Source organism: Rubrivivax rivuli (genome assembly GCF_004016505.1).
GTDB lineage: Bacteria > Pseudomonadota > Gammaproteobacteria > Burkholderiales > Burkholderiaceae_C > Rubrivivax > Rubrivivax rivuli.
The window spans coordinates 51,226-71,671 of the sequence record NZ_SACR01000004.1 but is presented as its reverse complement, the minus strand read 5'-3'; the positions used below and the strand labels follow the sequence as shown (position 1 = coordinate 71,671).

The following is a 20,446-nucleotide window of genomic DNA, read 5'->3' as shown; positions in this document are numbered from 1 at the left end:
TGCCGGCCGCGGGCAGACGTCAGCCCGCCGGCAGCGTCAGCACGAAGCAGCTGCCGCCCCCTTCGCGCGCCTCGCAGCGCACGCGGCCGCCATGGCGCTCGGCGATCTGCCGCACCAGGCTCAGCCCCAGGCCCACGCCACCTTCCCGTTCGGCATGGCCGGGCAGGCGGAAGAAGGCCTCGAAGATGCGCTCGCGGTAGGCCTCGGGCACCCCGGGGCCGCGGTCGCACACACGCAGCTCGGCACCGCCGCCTGCAAGCGCCCGCACGCTGGCCTCGATGTCGCCGCCGCCGTAGCGGCGCGCGTTCTCCAGCAGGTTGCGCAGCGCGCGGCGCAGCAGGCGTTCGTCGCCGCGCACGCTCAGGTCTTCGCCCTGCACCTGCGCGCCCACGCGGGCGGCCTCTTCGGCGGCCAGGCCCAGCAGGCCCACGGGCTCGCGCACCTCGAGCACGGCGCTGGCGTCCAGGCGGCTGGCCAGCAGCACCTCTTCCACCAGCGCGTCGAGCTCGGCGATGTTGGTCTCGATCTCCTTGCGCAGCGCCGTGCGCTGCGGTGGTGCGGCGTCTTCCAGCATGGCCACGGCCATCTTCAGCCGGGCCAGCGGTGAACGCAGCTCGTGGCTGGCATTGGCCAGCAGGCTCTGGTGCGAACGCAGCAGCGCCTCGATGCGCGAGGCCGCGCGGTTGAAGCTGGCGCCCACGGCCGCCACCTCGTCGCGGCCGTCTTCGGCCACCCGCTGGTGCAACGCGCCGGCACCGAAGGCCTCCACGCCCTGCTTCAGCGCCTCCAGCCGGCGCGTGAGGCGGCGCACCACAGGCCACGCACCGGCGCCCACGGCCAGGAAGAGCACCACCAGGAAGGCCACCAGGCCCCAGCCTCCGCCTACCGTCGGGGCCCCGGGCAGGCCCGGCACCGGCGGCAGCCAGGCCAGCGGTCGATCGGGCGGGCGGGCCTCGCCCGGGCCGCGCGCGGCGGCCGCGGCGCGCAAGCCCCCGGCCAGTCCGGCCAGGCGCGGCACCCACAGCGTGCGGCCATCGTCCAGGCGCAGCGGCTGCACGCGGGCGCCGACGCCCCCGGGGTTCTCGGCCTCGCGGCGCAGAAAGCTGTCGGAAGCGCCGATGCGGCGCCCTTCGGCATCGTCCAGCGCCATCGGCAGGCGCAGGCGCTGCGACCACTCGCGCAGCGCCTCGGTCTGCGCCTCGCGCGAGGCTTCGGGCGGCGGCAGCGCACGCTGCAGCAGTTCGGCCCAGGCCTCGGCACGTTCACGCACCGCGCTCTGCATGACCTGGCGCTGCTCTTCGCGCTGGCCCTCCAGGTGGCGCTGCACCACCCAGCCCGAGATGCCGGCGAACAGCGCCAGCACGGCCAGCACCGTGAGGTAGATGCGGACGTAGAGCGAACGCATCTCAGGGACCGGGCATCACGCCCAAGCGGTGGACCGCAGCGGCCTTCAAGCCTCGGCGTCCTGCTTCTTCGCGAAGACGTAGCCCGCGCCCCGCACCGTCAGCACGCGCTTGGGGTTCTTCGGGTCGTCTTCGATGAGGGCGCGGATGCGCGAGATGTGCACGTCGATGCTGCGGTCGAAGGCTTCCAGCGGGTGGCCCTTCAGCGCGTCCATGATCTGGTCGCGCGAGAGCACGCGCCCGGGGCTGCGCGCCAGCACCGTCAGCAGCTCGAACTGGTGGCTGGTGAGGTCGCAGGCCTGGCCGGCCAGGCGGGCCTGGCGCGCGCCCAGGTCCACTTCCAGGCGGCCGAAGCGCAGCACCTCGTCGTCACCCGCCTCGGGCGCGGCGCGGCGCAGCAAGGCCTTCACCCGGGCCAGCAGCTCGCGCGGCTCGAAGGGCTTGGGCAGGTAGTCGTCGGCGCCCAGCTCCAGGCCGACGATGCGGTCCATGGGCTCGCCGCGTGCCGTCAGCATCAACAGCGGCAGGCGACGCAAGCGTGCGTCGCTGCGCAGCTCGCGCGTGAAGTCGAGGCCGTCGCCGTCGGGCAGCATCAGGTCGAGCAGCAGCGCGTCGGGCGGCGTGTGCTTCAGGCGTTCGCGGCCGGCGGCCAGCGAGCCGGCGGTCTCGACCTCGTAGCCGTTCTGGCGCAGGTAGCCGCCCACCATGTCGGTGAGGCGGGTGTCGTCGTCGATCAGGAGCAGTCGGCTCATCGGCATCTCGGCAGGGCGCGTGGGGCAGGCTGCGCTTCAGCATAGCGCCTGCCCGCCCGCACCAAGACTCAAGTCTGCGGCTTGGTGCCAGCGGCGGGGCGCGGGCCCTTCTCGCCGCGCTGCTTCTCCACCATCGCGCGGCGCTGCAGCATGCGGTCGGCCAGCAGCTTGCGCTGCTCGGGCGTGAGCACGCGGCTGATGTCCAGCATCAGCTGCAGATGGCGTTTGCTGGCCTGGTCGTGGCGGGCCATCATCTGCTGGCGCAGGGCCTCGGCGGCGCGGGCGTCCACCGTGGGCTGGGCGAAGAGCGCAGCGCTCTGCTCGCGCAGCTGGCGGCCCGAGTCGTGCTGCGCCCGCATCTCGGCGCGCGCAGCATCGGTCAGTTGCTTGACCTGCGCGCGTTGATCGGCGCTGGCGCTGACGGCATCGAGCATGCGCTCGACCATGCGCGGGTTGTCCAGGCCCATGTCGGGGCCGCCGTGGCGCATGCCGTGACGCGGACCGTGGGGCTCGCCGGCAGGCTGGGCCTGCGCGGTCTGGGCGGTGGCTGCGGCCAGGGCCACCAACACCGTGGCGGCCATCAAGCGCAGGGCGGGGCGGGGGGCGAAGGCGGCGGGGCGGGTGTTCATCAGCGTCATCCTCAGGGTGGTCGATGGGATGGACTGTGCGGGCCGGCGGTATCGCGGCTGTGCGGGCCCGGTAAAGATGTGTGTCCTGCCGCGGCGGGCGAACGCGGGGCTCAACCGCCGCCAGCCGGCGCCGCGGCCTCCACGCGCACCAGGCGCCGCTGCAACGAGAACTCGCTGATCGCGCTGCGCAGGTCCAGGCGCAGCAGCACGCCGCTGGCACGGTCGATCACCATCGCGCCGTCCACCCGCGTGGTGGTGTCGCCACGCTGGGCATCGCCGAAAAGCTCGAGCACGATCACATCGAAGCGACGCCCGGCCACGGTCTGCGGCCCCACGGCCACCACCTGGCCACGCAGTCGCGCGCGGGTGTAGGCATCACCCACCACGCGCATCTCGCCGGCCGTCACCGCGCCCAAGCTCAGCTCGCCACGCAGCAGGCGCGGCCAGCTCAGGGCACCGTCGGGCGCCTGGGTGATGTTGCCGGCCCGGTCTTGCAGCCAGGTGCCGGTGGGCGCGGCGGCGGGCGGCTTGCCGTCGGCGCGGCGGCGGTACTCGGTTTCGGTGCGGCGCAAGGCGCCGACCTGCAGCGCCCATTCGGTGGCCGGCCCGCGGGCGCGCGGCCGGTCTTCGTAGACCAGGTGCTCGCCCAAGGCCAGCGGCAGAGCGGCCATGCGCGCAGCGGGCAGTTCGACGCCAGGCGGTGGGCAGTTCTTCTGCGCGGCCGCGGCTTCGAGCGCCTCGAATCGGCCCTTCAGCCGAGCCAGTTCAGCATGCTCCAGTCCCTCGGGCCGCAAGGCCAGCATGGCGGGCCAGAACACCGCCACGCCCATGCCGAGCGCCAGGATGTTGTTGCCGGCGCGTTCGTCCACGGCCCAGGCGACATCGGCTGCACGCTGCTGCACAGCATCGCGCTCGTCGTGCAGGCGTGCGCAATCCCAGGTGATGAACTCGGCAGGATTGGACGGCACAGGCACCACATCGACCGCCGGCGTGGCGCAAGCGGCCAGGAGCACACCGGCAAGCAAGGCGGCCGGCACCGACAGCCGGGTGCAGGGGGTGGAGTCGGGGGCGCGCATCAGGGCAGGGATTCTGCAGCGGCCGGGCACACGGCCCCGGGCATCACTGGCGGAGAGAGAGGGATTCGAACCCTCGGTACTGGAGGACCAGTACGCCGGATTTCGAATCCGGTGCATTCGACCACTCTGCCATCTCTCCGATGTTCCGGGGCTGGCGCTGCAGCACCGGCCTGTGGTCTCGCGTCAAGCGAAGCCACGCATTCTAGCCCAGGCCTCGCCCGTGCCGACAGGCTCAGGCCGCGCGCAGCACCTCGGCGCCGCCCATGTAGGGGCGCAACGCGGCAGGAATGCGCACCGAGCCATCGGCCTGCTGGTGGTTCTCGAGCACTGCCACCAGCGCGCGGCCCACGGCCAGGCCGCTGCCGTTGAGGGTGTGCACGAACTCGGTCTTGCCGCTCGCGTTGCGGAAACGCGCCTGCATGCGCCGGGCCTGGAAATCACCGCAGTTGCTGCAGCTGCTGATCTCGCGGTAGGTGTTCTGCGCCGGCAGCCACACCTCCAGGTCGTAGGTTTTCTGGCTGCCGAAACCCATGTCGCCGGTGCACAGCAGCACCACGCGGTAGGGCAGCTCCAGCGCCTGCAGCACGGCCTCGGCGTGGCCCACCATCTGCTCCAGCGCCGCGGCACTGGTCTCGGGGGTGGTGACCTGCACCATCTCCACCTTGTCGAACTGGTGCTGGCGGATCAAGCCGCGCGTGTCGCGCCCGGCGCTGCCCGCTTCGCTGCGGAAGCAGGGGCTGTGCGCCGTCAGCTTGATGGGCAGGGCCTCGGCCTCCAGGATGCGCTCGCGCACCGTGTTCGTGAGGCTGATCTCGCTGGTGCTGATGAGGTACTGCTCGGTCTGCGTCTCGTCGCCACCGCGGCTGACCCAGAACATGTCTTCCTTGAACTTGGGCAGCTGGCCCGTGCCTTCCAGCACCTCGCGGTTGACGATGTAGGGCGTGTAGCACTCGGTGTAGCCGTGCTCCAGCGTCTGCTTGTCGAGCATGAACTGGGCCAGCGCCCGGTGCAGCCGCGCCATGGGCCCGCGCAGGAAGGTGAAGCGGCTGCCGCTGAGCAGCGCGCCGGTTTCGAAATCCATGCCCAGCGCGGCGCCGATGTCGACGTGGTCGCGCGGCGTGAAGTCGTAGGTGCCAGGCGTGCCCCAGCGGCGCTGCTCGACGTTGCCGGTCTCGTCGGCGCCTTCGGGCACGTCGGCCTGCGGCAGGTTGGGCAGGCCCTGCTGCAGCGCCAGCAGTTCGGCCTGCAGTTGATCGAGCCGCTCGGCACCGGCCTTCAGGCGGTCGGCGATGCCGGCCACCTCGGCCATCAGCGCCGTGGTGTCTTCGCCCTTGCCCTTGCGCATGCCGATCTGCTTGCTGGCGGCGTTGCGCTGGGCTTGCAGCTGCTCGGTTTCGGTCTGGATGGCCTTGCGCTCGGCTTCCAGCGCGCCGTAGCGCGCCACGTCGAGGTAGGGCTGGGGGTTCTTGCGGCGCTGCAGTTGCGCCACCACGGTGTCGAGCTCGCGGCGCAGCAGGTTGGGGTCGAGCATGGCGGTGTCCTTGGATGCGGTGTGTCTGTCGGCAGAGGGTTCGGCACGAGAAAACGGCGCCTGCGGGGCGCCGTTGTCATGCCAGGGGCAGGGCAGCGGCGGTTGTCAGGATCGGGAGACCGGCACGTCGGCCATGCTGCGGTGGCCCAGGCCGCGCGGCAGCGGGAAGTGCACGTCTTCCACCACGCCGTCCATGTTGCGGATGCTGGTGGCGCCGAACTCGCGCAGGCGGTCGATGACGGCCTGCACCAGCACGTCGGGCGCGCTGGCGCCGGCCGTCAGGCCCACGCGCTGGCGGCCTTCGAACCAGCTTTCCTGCAGGTCTTGCGCGCCTTCGACCATGTGCGCCTCGGTGCCCAGGCGCTCGGCCAGTTCGCGCAGGCGGTTGCTGTTGCTGCTGGTGGGGCTGCCCACCACGATGACCACGTCGACCTTGGGCGCCAGCACCTTCACGGCGTCCTGCCGGTTCTGCGTGGCGTAGCAGATGTCCTGCTTCTTGGGCTCGCGCACGTGCGGGAAGAGGCGCTTCACTTCGGCCAGGATGGCCGCCGCGTCGTCCACGCTCAGCGTGGTCTGCGTCACCACCGCCAGCTTGTCGCCACGCGGCTTCACCTTCACGACATCGGGCACGTCTTCCACGAGGTAGATGCCGTCGCTGAGCTGGCCCATGGTGCCTTCCACCTCGGGGTGGCCCTTGTGGCCGATCATGATGAACTCGAAGCCCTCTTTGGCGAGCTTGGCCACCTCCACGTGCACCTTCGTCACCAGCGGGCAGGTGGCGTCGAAGACCTGGAAGCCACGCTGCGCCGCCTCCACCCGCACGGCCTTGCTCACACCGTGCGCACTGAACACCAGCGTGGCGCCGGGCGGCACGTCAGCCAGGTCTTCGATGAAGATGGCACCCTTGGCCTTGAGGTCATTCACCACGTAGGTGTTGTGCACGATCTCGTGGCGCACGTAGATCGGGCGGCCGAACTTCAGCAGCGCGCGTTCGACGATCTCGATGGCACGGTCCACGCCCGCGCAGAAGCCGCGCGGTTCGGCCAGCAGCACTTCGCCGTTCTTGTCGGTGATCACAGCACCCCCAGCAGTTTCACCTCGAAGCGCACGGGCTGGCCGGCGAGCGGGTGGTTGAAATCAAAAAGCAGCCAGGGCTCACCGCCCGTGCTGCCCGTCTCGCGCACGACGCCGGCATAGCTGCCCTGGCCGTCGGGCGTGGGGAACTCCACCACGTCGCCCACCTGGTACTCGGCATCGGGCTCACCCAGCTGGTGCAGCAGGCTCAGCTTCACGCGCTGCAGCATCTCGGGGTTGCGCGGGCCGAAGGCGGCGCCGGCCGGCAGCTCGAACTGCGTGTGCGTGCCCTCGGCCAGGCCGAGCAGGCGCTCTTCGATGGCTGGCGCGAGCTGGCCCGTGCCCAACGACAGCGTGGCCGGCTTGTCGTCGAAGGTGTTGACCACGGTGGCGCCGTCGGGGCCCGACAGGCGGTAGTGCAGGGTCAGGAAGGAGCCGGGCTGGACGAGGTTCAAGGCGGGGCCGGAGGGTGAGCTCGGTGGAAGCGGTAGGCCGGGGTGCCACCGTCTGGGGGCATGCCGCCGGGCGGGACGCCCGAAGGCACCCCTGGCATAGACTGCCTGCAGATTCTAAGAGCCGCCTCTTTCCCCCTTGCACCTCCCCTTCCAGCCCCGCCCGGCCCGCCCATGAAGCACCTGCCCGCCGACCAGCGCCCGCGCGAGAAGCTGCTCGCCCGCGGTGCCGCTGCGCTGGGCGATGCCGAGCTGCTGGCCCTGCTGCTGCGCACCGGCTACCGCGGCCGCAGCGTGGTGGCCATGGCCGACGACGTGCTGGCCCAGTGCCAGGGCTACGCCGGCCTGCTGAACGCCACCCCCGAGACTCTGCAGGGCGTGAAGGGCCTCGGCCCGGCCAAGCGTGCCGAACTGCTGGCGGTGATGGAGATGGCGCGCCGCGCGCTGGCCCAGCAGCTGGCCGCCGCGCCCGTGTTCGACAGCCCGGCGCGTGTGAAGGACTACCTGGCGCTGAACCTCGCGGGCCGCCCGCACGAAGTTTTCTCGGTGCTGTTCCTCGATGCCCAGCACCGCCTGCTGCAGCTGGAAGAACTCTTCCGCGGCACGCTCACGCAAACCAGCGTCTACCCGCGCGAGGTGGTCAAGCGCGCGCTGCAGCTCAATGCTGGCGCCGTGGTGCTGGCGCACAACCACCCCTCGGGTGTGGCCGAGCCCTCGCGCGCCGACGAGTACCTCACGCAGACGCTGAAGAGCGCGCTGCAGCTGGTGGACGTGCGCGTGCTCGACCACGTGGTGGTGGGGCGCGGCCAGGTGGTCTCGATGGCCGAGCGGGGGCTGGTGTGAAGGCGGATGGGAAAGCGATGGCCCGCCGCCGGGGCCTGGAGGCGCTGAAGGACGTGCGCGCCGCGCTGCGCGAACGTGAGCGCCTGGCGGCCGAACGCGCCGCGCAGGAGAAGGCCGCGCGCCTGGCGGCCGAGCGCGCGCGCCGGCTGTTTGCCGACGCCGTGGGCCCGGTGACGCCTTTGCCGCCCAGCGACCGGGCCCCGCCCTCGCTGCCCCGCCCGTCGCCCGAGCCCCGCCAGCGCCTGCTGGACGAGCAGGCCGCGCTGCAGGAGGCGCTGTCCGACGAGGTGGACATCGAATCGCTGCTGCTCACCGACGACGGCCTGAGTTTCCGCCGCAGCGGCGTGGGGCCCGATGTCGTCACGCGGCTGCGGCGCGGGCACTGGGCCATCCAGGCCGAACTCGATCTGCACGGCCTGCGCCGGGAGGAAGCACGAGAAACGCTTTCGGCCTTCGTGCGCACGGCGGTGATGCGCGGCCACCGCTGCCTGCGCGTGGTGCACGGCAAGGGCCACGGCTCGCCCGGCCGCGAGCCGGTGCTCAAGGGCAAGGTGCAGCGCTGGCTGGGCCAGCGCAACGAGGTCATCGCCTTCGCACAGGCCAGCGGCCCGCAAGGCGGCGCCGGGGCGCTGATCGTGCTGCTGGCCGGCACCGTCGGCTGACGCCGGCGGGCCGCAGGCCTCAGTTCGGCAGGGCCGGCGCCGAAGCGGCGCCTTCGGACTGCGGCGCCGCCATCGCGCCGGCAGCAGGCGCTGCGGCAGAGGTCCCGGCCGGCGAGGTGGGTGGGGGCGAGGCCACCCGCGCGCACTGGCCCTGGCGCTCGAACCAGAAGATCATGTTGCCCACCAGCGCCACGCTGCCCGAGACCACCGCCGAGGCCGCCGTCACCGCGCCGGCAGCCACCAGCAGCGCCTTGCAGGCGTCGTCGCCACAGCTCTGGAAGCCGCCGAGCTGCGCCGTCTGCAGCGTCATCTGGCGCTTCATCACCTTGCAGTCGGCGTCGTAGACCTCGCGGGTTTGCGGCACCACCACGCAGGCGCTCAGCAGGCCCGTGCCCAGGGCCAGGCCCAGGTTTCGCCAACGGCGGTGGAGGATCGGGTTCACGCGGGGCTCCTGCCTGAGGTGGCGCGAGGGCTGGCGCGGGGGGCCGCGTCGCCGGGATGTCTGTCGTTCACGCCTGCGAGTGTAGGCCGGTGCCAGGCGCTCAAGCCGCTGGCAGTTCCACCACCGCCCGCAGGCCACCCGACGGCGACTGGCTCAGTTGCAGGCGCCCCCCGTACAAGCCCACCAGTTCGTCGACGATGGCCAGACCCAGCCCGCTGCCGGGCACGCTCTCGTCCAGCCGTGCGCCGCGTGCCAGCACGGTGGCGCGGCGTTCGGGCGCGATGCCGGGGCCGTCATCGTCGATGGTGATGCGCAAGCGGTGCCGGCTGTGGGCGGCACTGCCCGGCTCGGCGGGCACCACCTCGACGCCCACCTGCACCGAGTGCCGCGCCCACTGGCAGGCGTTGTCGAGCAGGTTGCCCAGCATCTCCTGCAGGTCTTCCACCTCACCGGCAAAGGCCGCGTCCGCCGGCACGGCCACGGCCTTCAGTTGCAGTTCACGCGAAGCGTGCACCCGGCCCATCACACGCAGCAGGCCGTCCACCGCTGGCTGCAGCAGCACGTGCGCGCCGGGCAGGCCCTGCGCCGCCGCAGCCCGGGCACGGGCCAGGTGCCAGTCGACCTGCCGGCGCGCCACGCTCACTTGCTCGGCCACCAGCGGGGCCCACGGCGCGTCGGGCGCGGCGGCTGCGGCCTGCGACAGCACGGCCAGTGGCGTCTTGATGGCATGAGCCAGGTTGCCCGCCTGCGTGCGGGCGCGCGCCACGACCTCGGCGTTGCGGTCCAGCACGGCGTTGAAGTGGTCCACCAGCGGCTGCACCTCGGCCGGGTGGCGCCCGTGCAGGCGCGGCTGGCGGCCGGCCAGCACGTCGGCCAGCCCGGCTTGCAGCACCCGCAACGGCGCCAGGCCGATGGCCACCTGCGCCCAGGCGGCTGCGCACAGCAGCAGCCCCAGGGCCAACAACGAGACCGCCAGCACGCCGTGGAAGCGGGCCACGGCGGCCTGCGTCTCGCGCAGTTCGCCCGCCACCATCAGCCGCCATGCAGGGCTGCCGGCGGCGGCGCGCTGCACGGCGCGCTCGACCAGCAGCAGCGGCGCGCCGTCAGGGCCGGGCAGTTCGTGCACGTGCAACTCGCCATCGGCCGGGTGGTCGGCGGGCGCGGCCAGCACGCCGTCCCACAAGGAGCGGGAGCGCAGCACGCCGCGCTGCGGCGCGCTGGCCGAAGGCCCTGCGACCACCGCATCCACCTGCCAGTACAGGCCGCCCAGCGGGCGTTGCCAGCGCGGGTCGCTGAGCGCCGTGGGGTCGATGAGGGGCCGGCCCGCGGCGTCGAACTCCAGGCGTGCGGTGAGCTGGTCGAGCTGTGTGGTCAGCGCCTGCATTTGCTGGCGCATCACGTGTTCGCGGAACAGGCCGCCGAGCAGCACGCCGGCCAGCACCAGCGCCAGCGCCAGCGCGCCCACCGTGGCCGCCAGCAGCCGGAAGCGCAGAGAGAAAGCACGGCCCGGCATCACGGCGGCGGCACCAGCCGGTAGCCCAGGCCGCGCACGGTTTCGATGAGCGCGGGCGGCAGCTTGCGGCGCAGGCGGCCGATGAAGACCTCGATGGTGTTGGAGTCGCGGTCGGCATCCTGCGCGTAGAGGTGCTCGCTGAGCTCGGTGCGCGAGACCACGCTGCCCGGGCGGTGCATCAGGTAGGCGAGCAGCCGGAACTCCAGGCTCGTCAGCACCAGCGGCCGGCCGTCGATGGTGACGCGGCTGCTGCGTGTGTCCAGCGCCACCGCACCGGCGCGCAGCACTGGCGAAGCCAGACCCTGCGCGCGGCGGATCAGCGCGCGCAGACGGGCCAGCAGTTCCTCCAGGTGGAAGGGCTTGGTGAGGTAGTCGTCGGCGCCGGCGTCGATGCCAGCCACCTTCTCGGCCCAGCCGTCGCGCGCGGTGAGGATGAGCACGGGCAGCGTGAGCCCCGCTTCGCGCCAACGCTGGAGCACGCTCAAGCCGTCGAGCTGCGGCAGGCCGAGGTCGAGCACCACGGCGTCGAAGGCCTCGTGCGCGCCGAGGTGGTGGGCGTCGATGCCGTTGTCGGCTTCGTCGACGGCGTAGCCGGCGGCCTGCAGGCCCGTGCGCAGCTGCGCGCGCAGCGTGGAGTCGTCTTCAACGAGCAGGAGGCGCATGCGTGTGAAGGCCGACCGGACGTACTCAGCGCGAGCGCTCTGGCGGGCGGGGCTGCACGGGGGCGGCCGGGCGCTCGGGCTTGCTCTCACCCGGGCGCTCATCCTTGCGCTCGCGCTTGCGCGCTGCGGTCAGCACCTCGCCCGTGGCTGCGTCCACCGCCAGCTTCATCAGCCGGCCCTGGGCCTGCAGCAGTTTCACCTCATAGACCCAGCGGCCGTCTTCACGCTCCAGCTCCAGCTCCAGCACCTGGCCCGGGTGGCTGCGCTGCAGCTTCTGCAGCAGTTGCGGCAGCGGCATCACCTCGCCGGCCTGCACGGCGGCGCGGGCACGTTCGTGGTCGCGCGCGTCACCACCGGCCAGCGCAGCGCCGTGCAGGGCCGGCAAGAGGCAGGTCAGCAGCAGGCACCGCGCTGCAGGCCGCAACAGAGAGGGAGCGGTGAACACGCAGGCATTGTCGGCCGCCGAAGCTGAACGCCCGATGAACGCGCGCTTCAGCATCGGTTCACGCGCTGCTTTCAAGAATGGCCGCATGCAACGACAAACCCAACACCCCCTGCGGCTCTGCGCCGCTTTCGCGCTGGCATGGCTGTGCGGCACCAGCGCCGCCGCCGACACCACCCCAGCCCAGCAACTGCAACGCTGGGCCACCGAAGCCGGCGCCCCCGGCCAGGCCGAGCGCGGGCGCCAGTTCTTCACCAGCCGGCATGGCGGGGAGTGGTCTTGTGCCGCGTGCCACGGCAACCCGCCCCTGCGCCCGGGCAAGCATGCCAGCACCGGCAAGGCCATCGAGCCCCTGGCGCCGGCGGCCAACGCACAGGCCTTCACCGACGCGGCCAAGGCCGACAAGTGGTTCCGCCGCAACTGCAAGGACGTGCTGCAACGCGAGTGCAGCGCCGCCGAGAAGGCCGACGTGCTGGCCTACCTCATCGCCCTCAAACCATGACCAGGACCGCCGGAGCCCGCGCCATGAAACGCCACATCGCCTTCCTCGCCGCCGCCGGCGGCCTGCTGCTCGGCGGCCCGGCCGCGGCCGACGGTGGCCGCCTCATGCCAGCCCAGGTGCCGCCGATGTATGCGCAGGAGTGCGGCGCCTGCCACACACCCTACGCACCGGGCCTGCTGCCGGCGCGCTCTTGGCAGCGCCTGATGGGCGGCCTGGGCCGGCACTACGGTACCGAAGCCGCGCTGGATGCCGCCGCCACGCAGCAGATCGAGCGCTGGCTGCTGGCCCACGCCGGCACCTACAAACGCGTGGCCGAAGAGCCGCCGCAAGACCGCATCACGCGCTCGGCCTGGTTCGAGCGCAAGCACCGCCGCGTGGCCGCGGCGACCTGGCAGTTGCCCAGCGTGAAGAGCGCGGCGAACTGCAGCGCCTGCCACGCCGGCGCCGAACGCGGCGTGTTCGACGACGACGCCCTCACCCTCCCCGCCGGCCTCAGCGCCCAGCAGCGCCGCGCCTGGCACGACTGAAAGGCCCCTGCCATGACCGCCCTCCCCCTGCCCACCGGCACGGCCACCACCTCCGCGCCACGGCGCCGCGTGGTGGACGTGCCCACGCGTGTCTTCCATGCGCTCTTCGCTCTCAGCTTTTTCGGTGCCTACCTCACTGCAGAAGGTGAACGCTGGCGCGCCATGCACGTCACGCTGGGCTACACGCTGGCCGGGCTGCTGGCCTTCCGCGTGCTCTACGGCCTGTTCGGCCCGCGCCACGCACGGCTGGGCGCGCTGCTGCGCAAGCTGGCCGGCGCCCCGGCCTGGGGGCGCAGCACGCTCCATGCGCTGAAGGCGGGCCAGTGGCAGGCGCTGCTCGCGCGGCCGGGCCAGCACCTGCTGCTGGCCGCCTCGGTGGCGGCGCTGCTGGTGCTGGCAGGGCCCCTCGCACTGAGCGGCTACGCCACCTACAACGACTGGGGCGATGCCTTCGAGGAGGTGCACGAGTTCTTCGGCAACGCGATGCTGGCCGTGGTGCTGGGGCACCTGGCGCTCGTGGCGGCCTGGAGCCTGTCGCGGCGCCAGAACCTGGCTGCGCCCATGCTCAGCGGCACGGTGGCAGGGCCGGGGCCCGACGTGGTGAAGAAGCCGCACCGCAGCCTGGCCCTGCTGCTGGTGCTGGCGGTGCTGGCTTTCGGCGTGTGGCGCTGGCAGCTGGCGCCACAAGGGCTGGTGCCCGCCTGGGGCGCAGCCGGCGCGGCCCACACGCAACCCGGCGGCGACGACGACGACGACTAAGCTGCCGGCGGCCCCGCCTGGTTCACCATCCAGTCGGCGGTGCCGAAGAAGGCCTCGGCCAGGCGCTGGGCCAGCGCGGCTTCGAGCTCGCGCTCCTGCATCGCCTGGATCATGCAGGCCATCCACTGGTCGCGCTCGCGCACGGTGATGCGGTAGGGCAGGTGGCGCGCGCGCAGCCGCGGGTGGCCGTAACGCTGGATGTAGAGATCGGGCCCACCCAGCCAGCCGCACAGGAACCAGTGCAGCTTGTCGCGCGAACCGTCCAGCGTGGCCGGGTGGATGGCACGCAGCTCGGCGTAGTGCGGCTCCAGGTCCATCAGGTCGTAGAAGCGGTCGACCAGGGCGCGCACGCCGGGCTCGCCGCCCAGGCGCTCGTAAGGCGTGAGGGGCGTGGCGGCCTCCGCGGCCGCAGCGCTGCCCCCGCTCACAGATCCATCACCTTGCCGGCCACGGCCGACAGGCCCACCGCCGCCGGCGTGCCCGGCAGCATCTCCATCAACAGCTGCCGGCGCAGGATGGATTCGCGAACGGCGCTGTCCAGCGGCACCTCGCCCAGCAGTTCCAGCCGCACCGGCGCATCGAGACCCGGGTTGACGTAGCGGTCCACCACCTGTTGCAGCTGCTGGCGCACGGCACGGCCTTCACCGGGCTTGCGCACCTGGTTGACCACGAGGTCGAAGCGCCGCCGCCCCTGCGACTGCGCCAGCACCTTGATGGTGGCGTAGGCGTCGGTCAGCGAGGTAGGCTCGGGCGTGACGACGACGAGCACGTTGCGCGCCAGGCTCACGGTGTAGAGCACCACGTCGCTGATGCCGGCGCCGGTGTCGAGCAGCACGTGGTCGAAGCGCGGCTCCAGCTCGGCGATCACCTTCTGCAGCTGCTCGCGGATCTCGGGCGTCATGCGCGAGTACTCGACCATGCCCGAGCCCGCCAGCAGCACCCAGAAGCCGTTGGACACCGGCACGATGGCCTCGGGCAGCGAGTGCTTGCCGGTGAACACGTCGTGCAGCGTGATCTTGGGGTACAGGTTCAGCAGCACGTCGAGGTTGGCCAGGCCGAGGTCGGCGTCGAGCACCAGCACCTTGCGGCCGTTGCGGGCCAGGGCCGAGGCGAGGTTGGCCGAGACGAAGGTCTTGCCCACGCCGCCCTTGCCGCTGGTGATGGCGGTGATCGTCATTCGTGGTCCTGGAACTGGAAGGTCTCGAAGAGCAGGCGGCGCTCTTCGTTGCTGACCACCGAAACGGCCGTGGGCTCCAGCCGCACGAGATTGCGGCCCTGGGCCTTGGCGAGATACAGCTGCTGGTCGGCGCGCTCCACCCACAGCGTGGGGGTCGAGCGCACCCACTGCGGCGCGAAGGCGCCGCCGATGCTCACGGTGCAGTTCAGTTGCTGCCCCGGTGCCACCGCCACCGGCATGTGCTCCACGCGGCGGCGCACACGCTCGGCCACGGTCTCGCCGAAGGCGCTGGCGCAGTTGGGCAGGATGATGGCGAACTCCTCGCCGCCGATGCGCGCCACCAGGTCCATGGGGCGCACGCTGTCCACCAGCGCGGCGGCCACGGCACGCAGCACCTGGTCGCCGGCACCGTGGCCCCAGGTGTCGTTGACGCGCTTGAAGTGGTCGATGTCCAGCGTCAGCAGCAGCGCGGGTTCACCGCTGCGGGCCACGCGGTCGATCTCGCGCGCCAGCGCCAGCTCGAAGGCGCGGCGGTTGGCCAGGCCCGTGAGGGCGTCGCGGCTGGAGATCTCGACCAGCGCGTCCACCAGGCCCTGCAGCCAGGCCTCGCTGCCGGGCTCGCCGCCGGGCAGCGCCACGCCCGAGTGCGCCAGCAGTTGCAGCGCACTTTCCAGGCGCAGGCCCGGTGCGTCGGCGGGCAGCGGAAGGGGCGATGGGTCCAAGGGTGGGACGGCAGGCGGTTGGAAGGGCAGTGGCCAGGCTCCAGCCCAGTCTAGCAGCGCCCCGCCCTGCAACGGCCCTGGCCGGAGGGCCGGGATGCCTGGAAATGGCGGGTTCGCGCACCGCACTTTGCACCTTCGCGCCCCGGGTGCCCGCGCCAAACTCGGGCAGAACCCCAGACCGCGCGGCCGCCGTGTGGCCCGTGTTGACGGGGCCCTTGCCGCACAACCACCCAGAGTTGCCCATGCCCGCTGCCGTCATGCCCCCGGTGCCCACGGTCTCCGACCAGGAGTTCACGCTGACGCCCGCCGATTTCGAGCGCGTCCGCCAGCTCATCTACCAGCGCGCCGGCATCAGCCTGCACGCCGGCAAGCAGGCGATGGTGTACAGCCGCCTCTCCCGCCGATTGAGAGAGACGCGACATGGCGGCTTCAGCGAATACCTGCAGTGGCTGGAGCGGGCCACCGGCCCCGAGGCCGAGAGCGAATGGCAGGAGTTCGTGAACTGCCTCACGACCAACCTCACCGCCTTCTTCCGAGAAGAACACCACTTCCACGCCCTGGTGGACGACCTGCGCGCCCGCGCCTCGCTGATGCAGGGGCGCCCGCTGCGCATCTGGTGCAACGCCGCGTCCACGGGTGAAGAGCCCTATTCGCTGGCGATGACGGTGGTGGAAACCCTGGGCGCCTCGGCCCAGGTGAAGCTGGTGTGCAGCGACATCGACACCAAGGTGCTGGCCACCGCGCAGCGCGGTGTGTACAGCGCCGATGCCCGCGGGCTCAGCCCCGAGCGACTGCGCCGTCACTTCATGCGCGGCACCGGCGCCAATGCCGGGCACATCCGCATCAAGCCCGAGCTGGCACGGCTGATCGAGTTCCGCCCCTTCAACCTGATGAGCACCAGTTGGTCGGCGCTGGGCGAGCCCTTCGACATCGTGTTCTGCCGCAACGTGATGATCTATTTCGACAACCCGACGCAGCGCAAGGTGCTCGAACGCATGCACGCGCAGATGAAGCCGGGTGCGCTGCTGTACGTGGGCCACTCGGAGAACTTCACCGATTCGCGCGATCTCTTCCGCCTACGCGGCAAGACCATCTACGAACGCGTCTGAGTCCCGCAGCCCTGCTGCGCACTGCCCGCCCTCAAGCGACCGTCGCGCGAGCCGATATCCCCCTTCATGGCCTTCACCTCCTACGCTGCCCCCTCGCCTGCCGCCCCGCTGGGCCGGCCCGCCCCCAGCCGGCTGGAGCGGCTGAAGGCTGCACCACGCAAGTCCGGCGAGGCGTCCTTCTTCTTCTATGACGCGCACTTCAAGAACGAGGCGGTGAAGGTGCTGCCGGGCGAGTTCTTCGTCGCCGACGAAGACCTGCTGGTGATGACGACCCTGGGTTCCTGCATCGCCGCCTGCCTGTGGGACCGCGAGAAGCGCGTCGGCGGCATGAACCACTTCCTCTTGCCCGACACCGGGCAGAGCGGCGGCGCCGACAGCGGACGCTACGGCAGCTTCGCGATGGACCTGCTGATCGGCGAGATGGTCAAGCGCGGCGCCACGCGCAGCACCATGGAGGCCAAGGTCTTCGGGGGCGGCGCCGTGATCAGCGGCATGAACACCATCAACGTCGGCGAGCGCAACACCGCCTTCGTGCTGGACTACCTGCGCACCGAGCGCATCACCGTCGTGAGCAAGGACGTGCTGGACATCTACCCGCGCAAGGTCTGCTTCCTGCCGGCCAGCGGCAAAGCCATGGTCAAGCGCCTGGCCTCGGCCAACACCGAGGCCCTGCTGGCGCAGGAACGCGCTGCCTCCAACAAGGTGGTGCCGGTGGCCAGCGGCGGCGGCAGCGTCGACCTGTTCTGAAGACAGGCACGCGACGCAAAAGAGATCAGGGAGACCTTCGAATGAGCACCAAGACCCGTGTTGTCGTCGTCGACGACTCTGCCCTCGTCCGAGGCCTGCTGGCCGAGATCATCGACCGCCAGCCCGACATGACCTGCATCGGCGCCGCCGCCGACCCGCTGGTGGCGCGCGAGATGATCCGCAACCTCAACCCCGACGTGATCACGCTCGACGTCGAGATGCCGCGCATGGACGGCATCGACTTCCTCAGCCGCCTGATGCGCCTGCGCCCCATGCCGGTGGTGATGGTCAGCACGCTGACCGAACGCGGCGCCGACGTGACACTCAAGGCGCTGGAGCTGGGCGCGATCGATTTCGTCGCCAAGCCCAAGATCGGCGTGGCCGACGGCCTGCGACAGCTGGGCGCCGACATCACCGACAAGATCCGCACCGCCGCCAAGGCACGGGTGCACCGCCTGGCCGCACCGGCGGCCACCGCACCAGGCGCGCCGCCGGCCAAGCCGGTGACCATGGCCTCGCTGGGCCGCTTGAGCACCGAGAAGATCATCTTCATCGGCGCCTCGACCGGCGGCACCGAGGCCACGCGCGAGGTGCTGGTGAACCTGCCGGCCGACTGCCCTGCGGTGATGATCACGCAGCACATGCCCCCGGGCTTCACGAAGAGCTACGCCGCGCGGCTGAACAGCCTGTGCCGCATCCGCGTGGCCGAGGCGCAGGACGGCGAGCGCGTGCTGCCGGGTCATGCCTACATCGCGCCAGGCGGCTTCCACCTCAGCGTGGAGCGCTCGGGCGCGAACTACATCGCGCGCGTGCAGGACGGCGAGCCTGTCAACCGCCACAAGCCCAGCGTGGAAGTGCTCTTCGACAGCGCTGCCCGCGTGGTGGGCCGCAACGCCCTGGGCGTGATGCTCACCGGCATGGGCGGCGATGGCGCCCGCGCCATGCGCACCATGCGCGACGCCGGCAGCTACAACCTGGTGCAGGACGAGCAGAGCTGTGTCGTCTTCGGCATGCCGCGCGAGGCCATCAACCAGGGCGCGGCCAGCGAGGTGCTGCCGCTGACGCAGATCGCGCCCAAGCTGGTCGAGTGGCTGCGCCAGCACGTGGGTGTGGCCACCCGCGTCTGAGCGGGCGCCCCACGCGCTGCGAGGCCTAGACGAGGCCCGCCAGCCAGCCAGCGCGCCACGCACCCCACAGCGCCGCCGCCACCGCGGCCAGTGCCAGCCACAGCGGCCAGCGGCTGGGCGCCTCAGCGAACGGATCCACCGCCGAGCGCGTGGCCCCGGCCGGCAGTTCGGCCAGGGCGGTGAGCGAACTGCCGAAGGGAATGTTGATGCGCGCCCGCGCGTTCACGGCCCAGCCATTGGCATCGAGCAACGGCCCCAGGTTGCGCCGGCGCAGCGTCAGCACCGCCAGCAACATCGAAGGCCCGGAGATCGCGAGCAACACCCCCGCCAGCACCAGCGGCAGTTGCCACCCCGCCAGCGTGAACAGGCCCGAGAGCGCCGCCGTCAGCGCCGTGCCGATGGCGCCGACCGCCAGGCCCAGGGCTGCGAAGATGCCGGCGAAGCGTGCGATGTCGAAAGGCGGCGTGGGCGCCGCGGGCGCTGCCGGTGCGGGCGCGGCCACGGCCTTGCCGGTGGCCGCAAGGCCGCCCTGCAGGCCGGCATCGGCCGCCTTCTCGCGGGCGGCAGCGAAGTTGCGGATCTGGTTCTCGATGAACTGTCCGGCGCGACGGTAGGGCGCGAAGAAGGCCTGCCGCACGCTGACAGGCTGGTCGACCACCTTCGTCACCGTGGCAGCCCAGTCGCGGCCCTGCCGGTCGTAGAACACGCCGTGGCGGCCCGGCACCATCAGCTCGTCGACACTGCCGCCGGTGAGCGCGGCCGCGATGGTGACGGGCGCCTCGCCCGCACGCTCGCACTGGCAATAGACGAGGTAGCAGCCCGAGAAGGGCGCCATCTTCGCGTGCGCGCCGGCATCTGCCACGCGCAGCACGAGGGTGCAGCTGCGCTGGTCGAGGTAGAGCGTGCCGGCCTGGAAGACAGCCAGCTGCTGCGGGTCGTAGAAATCGGCCAGGCTGACGAAATTGCGCAGCAGCGTCACCAGGTCGCGGTGCAGGTGCGTCAGGCGTTGCAGGCTGTCGATGGTGGCGGCCGAGGTGTCTGAGGCCGCATCGGCCGCCACCACGGCCAGCAGCTGTGCCTGGGCCTCGCCACTGCACAGGGCCTGCAGGCGCGCAGGCTCCAGCCCGGCCACGGCGCCGGCCGGGCGTTGGGCGCGCCAGGCCTGGTGCGCGGCCAGGCGCGCGGTGAGTGCGGCCCAGTCGTCGGCGCCGAGCGTCGAGCGTTCGCCCAGCAGCGGCACGACGGCAGCGCTGCGCAAGGTGGCGATGGCCGCAGCCCAGCCCGGGTTCACGCCTTCGCTCAGGGGCAAGGCGGCGCCGGCGGCCACGGTGGCCAGCGGCAACGCGGCCACGGCTGCGTCGCCGGCCCCCAGCGTGGAGCCGGCCAGCGCGCCGTAGGCGGTGGCCGCGGGGTTCAGCGGCTCGGCGGCGCGGGTATCAAACGCGGCCAGGCGGCAGCGGGTGAAGAAGTCTTCCACCTTGGCCTGCACGGCAGCCACGGCATCGGCCGCGGCGGCGGTGGCCTCGCCCAGCGGCATCACGGCCTCGGCCGCGTCTTGCGCGCGCTGGTGCCAGGCCAGCACGGCGGCGGCCTGTTCGAAGAAGGCGGCCGTGGTCTCGGCGCTGACGCCGGGTTCGCCGCTGCGGTCGGCCACGGCGCCCTGGGTGGCCACGATGTCGGCCACCAGGCCGGCCAGCAGGGCCCCGTGCTCGGCCCCGCCCTGCGCCTGCGCCAGCGCAGCCGGCACCACGCCGTCGCCGTTGGGCTGGTCGGCCGCGAACAGGCGCGTCATGTCGGCGAAATCGGCCGCCGTCAGCGCCGCAGCCTCGGTCTGGCCCAGCCGCTCCAGCACGTGGTGGGCGGCGGCCAGCAGCTTGCGGCCCTCGTCGTCGTCGGCGCGCAGCGAGGCCAGCTTCAGCGGCCCGCCCCCGAAGAGCACGCCCGGGTCGAGCAGGCGCTCGCAGGCAAAGCGCACCGCGCCCAGGATCTCGGGCACGCGGATGTTGCCGTCGCCATTGCTGTCGATGAGCTTGAGCGTGGTGGCGTCGAACTCCAGCCCTTGCGTGGGGCAGGCCAGGGCCGTCCACAGCTTGGGGTCGAGGGTATGCAGATGACGCAGGTCTTCTGCGGTTTTGAGCTCGACCTGGTCGAAGCCGCCACGGCGGAAGAACTGCCAGCGGTGCGATGCGTTGGACGTCATGGGTGCGGCGACCGTGGTCGCAGGTGGGTGGTACGGCTCCCCGCCAGCGCTGGGCCGCACGGGGCGTGACAAATGACCGGCGAAGTGTATGCAGC

General features: G+C 72.1%; 23 protein-coding genes and 1 tRNA gene. 8 read left to right on the top strand and 16 right to left on the bottom strand.

The annotated features are described in order from the left end of the window. Positions 1 to 19: 19 nt before the first annotated feature. The 8 genes from EOE66_RS12705 to EOE66_RS12670 all read right to left on the bottom strand — a co-directional run bounded on the left by EOE66_RS12705 (position 20) and on the right by EOE66_RS12670 (position 6,920). Positions 20 to 1,405: a sensor histidine kinase gene (locus EOE66_RS12705; protein ID WP_128229081.1), complete on the bottom strand. Its 1,386-nt coding sequence runs from the start codon at positions 1,403 to 1,405 to the stop codon at positions 20 to 22. 45 nt (positions 1,406 to 1,450) lie between these two features. Next, positions 1,451 to 2,161: a response regulator gene (locus tag EOE66_RS12700; RefSeq protein ID WP_164885089.1), complete on the bottom strand. Its 711-nt coding sequence runs from the start codon at positions 2,159 to 2,161 to the stop codon at positions 1,451 to 1,453. A gap of 62 nt (positions 2,162 to 2,223) precedes the next feature. Continuing rightward, positions 2,224 to 2,784 carry a Spy/CpxP family protein refolding chaperone gene (locus EOE66_RS12695; RefSeq protein WP_164885088.1) on the bottom strand — a complete coding sequence of 187 codons (561 nt, stop codon included), beginning with the start codon at positions 2,782 to 2,784 and terminating at the stop codon, positions 2,224 to 2,226. A gap of 110 nt (positions 2,785 to 2,894) precedes the next feature. Further along, positions 2,895 to 3,860 carry a hypothetical protein gene (locus tag EOE66_RS12690; protein WP_128229078.1) on the bottom strand — a complete coding sequence of 322 codons (966 nt, stop codon included), beginning with the start codon at positions 3,858 to 3,860 and terminating at the stop codon, positions 2,895 to 2,897. 47 nt (positions 3,861 to 3,907) lie between these two features. After that, positions 3,908 to 3,999: transfer RNA gene (locus EOE66_RS12685), tRNA-Ser, on the bottom strand. 93 nt (positions 4,000 to 4,092) lie between these two features. Further along, a complete protein-coding gene (gene serS, locus EOE66_RS12680) occupies positions 4,093 to 5,391 on the bottom strand; it encodes a serine--tRNA ligase (RefSeq protein ID WP_128229077.1) in 1,299 nt (432 codons plus the stop codon). 105 nt (positions 5,392 to 5,496) lie between these two features. Then, complete coding sequence (ispH, locus tag EOE66_RS12675; protein ID WP_128229703.1) at positions 5,497 to 6,465, bottom strand: 4-hydroxy-3-methylbut-2-enyl diphosphate reductase; 969 nt, start codon at positions 6,463 to 6,465, stop codon at positions 5,497 to 5,499. Then, complete coding sequence (locus EOE66_RS12670; protein ID WP_128229076.1) at positions 6,465 to 6,920, bottom strand: FKBP-type peptidyl-prolyl cis-trans isomerase; 456 nt, start codon at positions 6,918 to 6,920, stop codon at positions 6,465 to 6,467. The genes ispH and EOE66_RS12670 overlap by 1 nt, the downstream gene beginning before the upstream one ends. Positions 6,921 to 7,091: 171 nt before the next feature. On the opposite strand from EOE66_RS12670, the gene radC reads away from it, so the two are divergent. Continuing rightward, positions 7,092 to 7,760 carry a RadC family protein gene (radC, locus tag EOE66_RS12665; protein ID WP_128229075.1) on the top strand — a complete coding sequence of 223 codons (669 nt, stop codon included), beginning with the start codon at positions 7,092 to 7,094 and terminating at the stop codon, positions 7,758 to 7,760. Positions 7,761 to 7,777: 17 nt separating this feature from the next. After that, positions 7,778 to 8,422, top strand: coding sequence for a Smr/MutS family protein (locus EOE66_RS12660; protein WP_128229074.1), 645 nt, complete (start codon positions 7,778 to 7,780; stop codon positions 8,420 to 8,422). A 19-nt stretch (positions 8,423 to 8,441) separates the two neighbouring features. Here the strand turns inward: EOE66_RS12660 and EOE66_RS12655 are convergent, their stop codons facing one another. The 4 genes from EOE66_RS12655 to EOE66_RS12640 form a co-directional block, all read right to left on the bottom strand. Continuing rightward, complete coding sequence (locus EOE66_RS12655; protein ID WP_128229073.1) at positions 8,442 to 8,864, bottom strand: hypothetical protein; 423 nt, start codon at positions 8,862 to 8,864, stop codon at positions 8,442 to 8,444. Positions 8,865 to 8,964: 100 nt separating this feature from the next. After that, entirely contained in the window at positions 8,965 to 10,377 is a 1,413-nt protein-coding gene (locus EOE66_RS12650; protein WP_128229072.1) for a sensor histidine kinase, read from the bottom strand. Beyond that, complete coding sequence (locus tag EOE66_RS12645; RefSeq protein WP_128229071.1) at positions 10,377 to 11,039, bottom strand: response regulator; 663 nt, start codon at positions 11,037 to 11,039, stop codon at positions 10,377 to 10,379. Before EOE66_RS12645 ends, EOE66_RS12650 begins: the two co-directional genes overlap by 1 nt. Positions 11,040 to 11,064: 25 nt before the next feature. Further along, the gene (locus tag EOE66_RS12640) at positions 11,065 to 11,424 is read right to left on the bottom strand and encodes a PepSY domain-containing protein (protein ID WP_245479024.1); all 360 of its coding nucleotides are present in this window, start codon (positions 11,422 to 11,424) and stop codon (positions 11,065 to 11,067) included. A 145-nt stretch (positions 11,425 to 11,569) separates the two neighbouring features. On the opposite strand from EOE66_RS12640, the gene EOE66_RS12635 reads away from it, so the two are divergent. The 3 genes from EOE66_RS12635 to EOE66_RS12625 are packed head-to-tail and all read left to right on the top strand — an operon-like array spanning position 11,570 to position 13,269. Next, the gene (locus tag EOE66_RS12635) at positions 11,570 to 11,983 is read left to right on the top strand and encodes a DUF1924 domain-containing protein (protein WP_128229069.1); all 414 of its coding nucleotides are present in this window, start codon (positions 11,570 to 11,572) and stop codon (positions 11,981 to 11,983) included. 23 nt (positions 11,984 to 12,006) lie between these two features. Then, the gene (locus EOE66_RS12630; protein ID WP_128229068.1) at positions 12,007 to 12,510 is read left to right on the top strand and encodes a diheme cytochrome c; all 504 of its coding nucleotides are present in this window, start codon (positions 12,007 to 12,009) and stop codon (positions 12,508 to 12,510) included. Between the two features lie 12 nt (positions 12,511 to 12,522). Next, positions 12,523 to 13,269 carry a cytochrome b/b6 domain-containing protein gene (locus EOE66_RS12625; protein WP_128229067.1) on the top strand — a complete coding sequence of 249 codons (747 nt, stop codon included), beginning with the start codon at positions 12,523 to 12,525 and terminating at the stop codon, positions 13,267 to 13,269. On the opposite strand, the gene EOE66_RS12620 is transcribed toward EOE66_RS12625, so the two are convergent. From EOE66_RS12620 to EOE66_RS12610, 3 genes are read right to left on the bottom strand one after another with little or no spacing between them, the layout of a single operon-like run. Next, complete coding sequence (locus tag EOE66_RS12620) at positions 13,266 to 13,697, bottom strand: group II truncated hemoglobin (protein ID WP_128229066.1); 432 nt, start codon at positions 13,695 to 13,697, stop codon at positions 13,266 to 13,268. The genes EOE66_RS12625 and EOE66_RS12620 overlap by 4 nt on opposite strands. Next, positions 13,694 to 14,446 (bottom strand): MinD/ParA family protein, encoded by a 753-nt coding sequence (locus EOE66_RS12615; RefSeq protein WP_128229065.1) that lies wholly within the window; start codon positions 14,444 to 14,446, stop codon positions 13,694 to 13,696. The genes EOE66_RS12620 and EOE66_RS12615 overlap by 4 nt, the downstream gene beginning before the upstream one ends. Beyond that, positions 14,443 to 15,168 carry a GGDEF domain-containing protein gene (locus EOE66_RS12610; protein WP_128229064.1) on the bottom strand — a complete coding sequence of 242 codons (726 nt, stop codon included), beginning with the start codon at positions 15,166 to 15,168 and terminating at the stop codon, positions 14,443 to 14,445. The genes EOE66_RS12615 and EOE66_RS12610 overlap by 4 nt, the downstream gene beginning before the upstream one ends. Positions 15,169 to 15,410: 242 nt before the next feature. On the opposite strand from EOE66_RS12610, the gene EOE66_RS12605 reads away from it, so the two are divergent. The 3 genes from EOE66_RS12605 to EOE66_RS12595 all read left to right on the top strand — a co-directional run bounded on the left by EOE66_RS12605 (position 15,411) and on the right by EOE66_RS12595 (position 18,151). After that, entirely contained in the window at positions 15,411 to 16,277 is an 867-nt protein-coding gene (locus tag EOE66_RS12605) for a CheR family methyltransferase (protein WP_128229063.1), read from the top strand. 66 nt (positions 16,278 to 16,343) lie between these two features. Next, positions 16,344 to 17,024, top strand: coding sequence for a chemoreceptor glutamine deamidase CheD (cheD, locus tag EOE66_RS12600; protein WP_128229062.1), 681 nt, complete (start codon positions 16,344 to 16,346; stop codon positions 17,022 to 17,024). A 41-nt stretch (positions 17,025 to 17,065) separates the two neighbouring features. Next, entirely contained in the window at positions 17,066 to 18,151 is a 1,086-nt protein-coding gene (locus EOE66_RS12595) for a protein-glutamate methylesterase/protein-glutamine glutaminase (protein WP_128229061.1), read from the top strand. 25 nt (positions 18,152 to 18,176) lie between these two features. Here EOE66_RS12595 and EOE66_RS12590 read toward each other — a convergent pair whose 3' ends face one another. After that, positions 18,177 to 20,351, bottom strand: coding sequence for a hypothetical protein (locus EOE66_RS12590; RefSeq protein WP_128229060.1), 2,175 nt, complete (start codon positions 20,349 to 20,351; stop codon positions 18,177 to 18,179). Positions 20,352 to 20,446 lie beyond the last annotated feature (95 nt).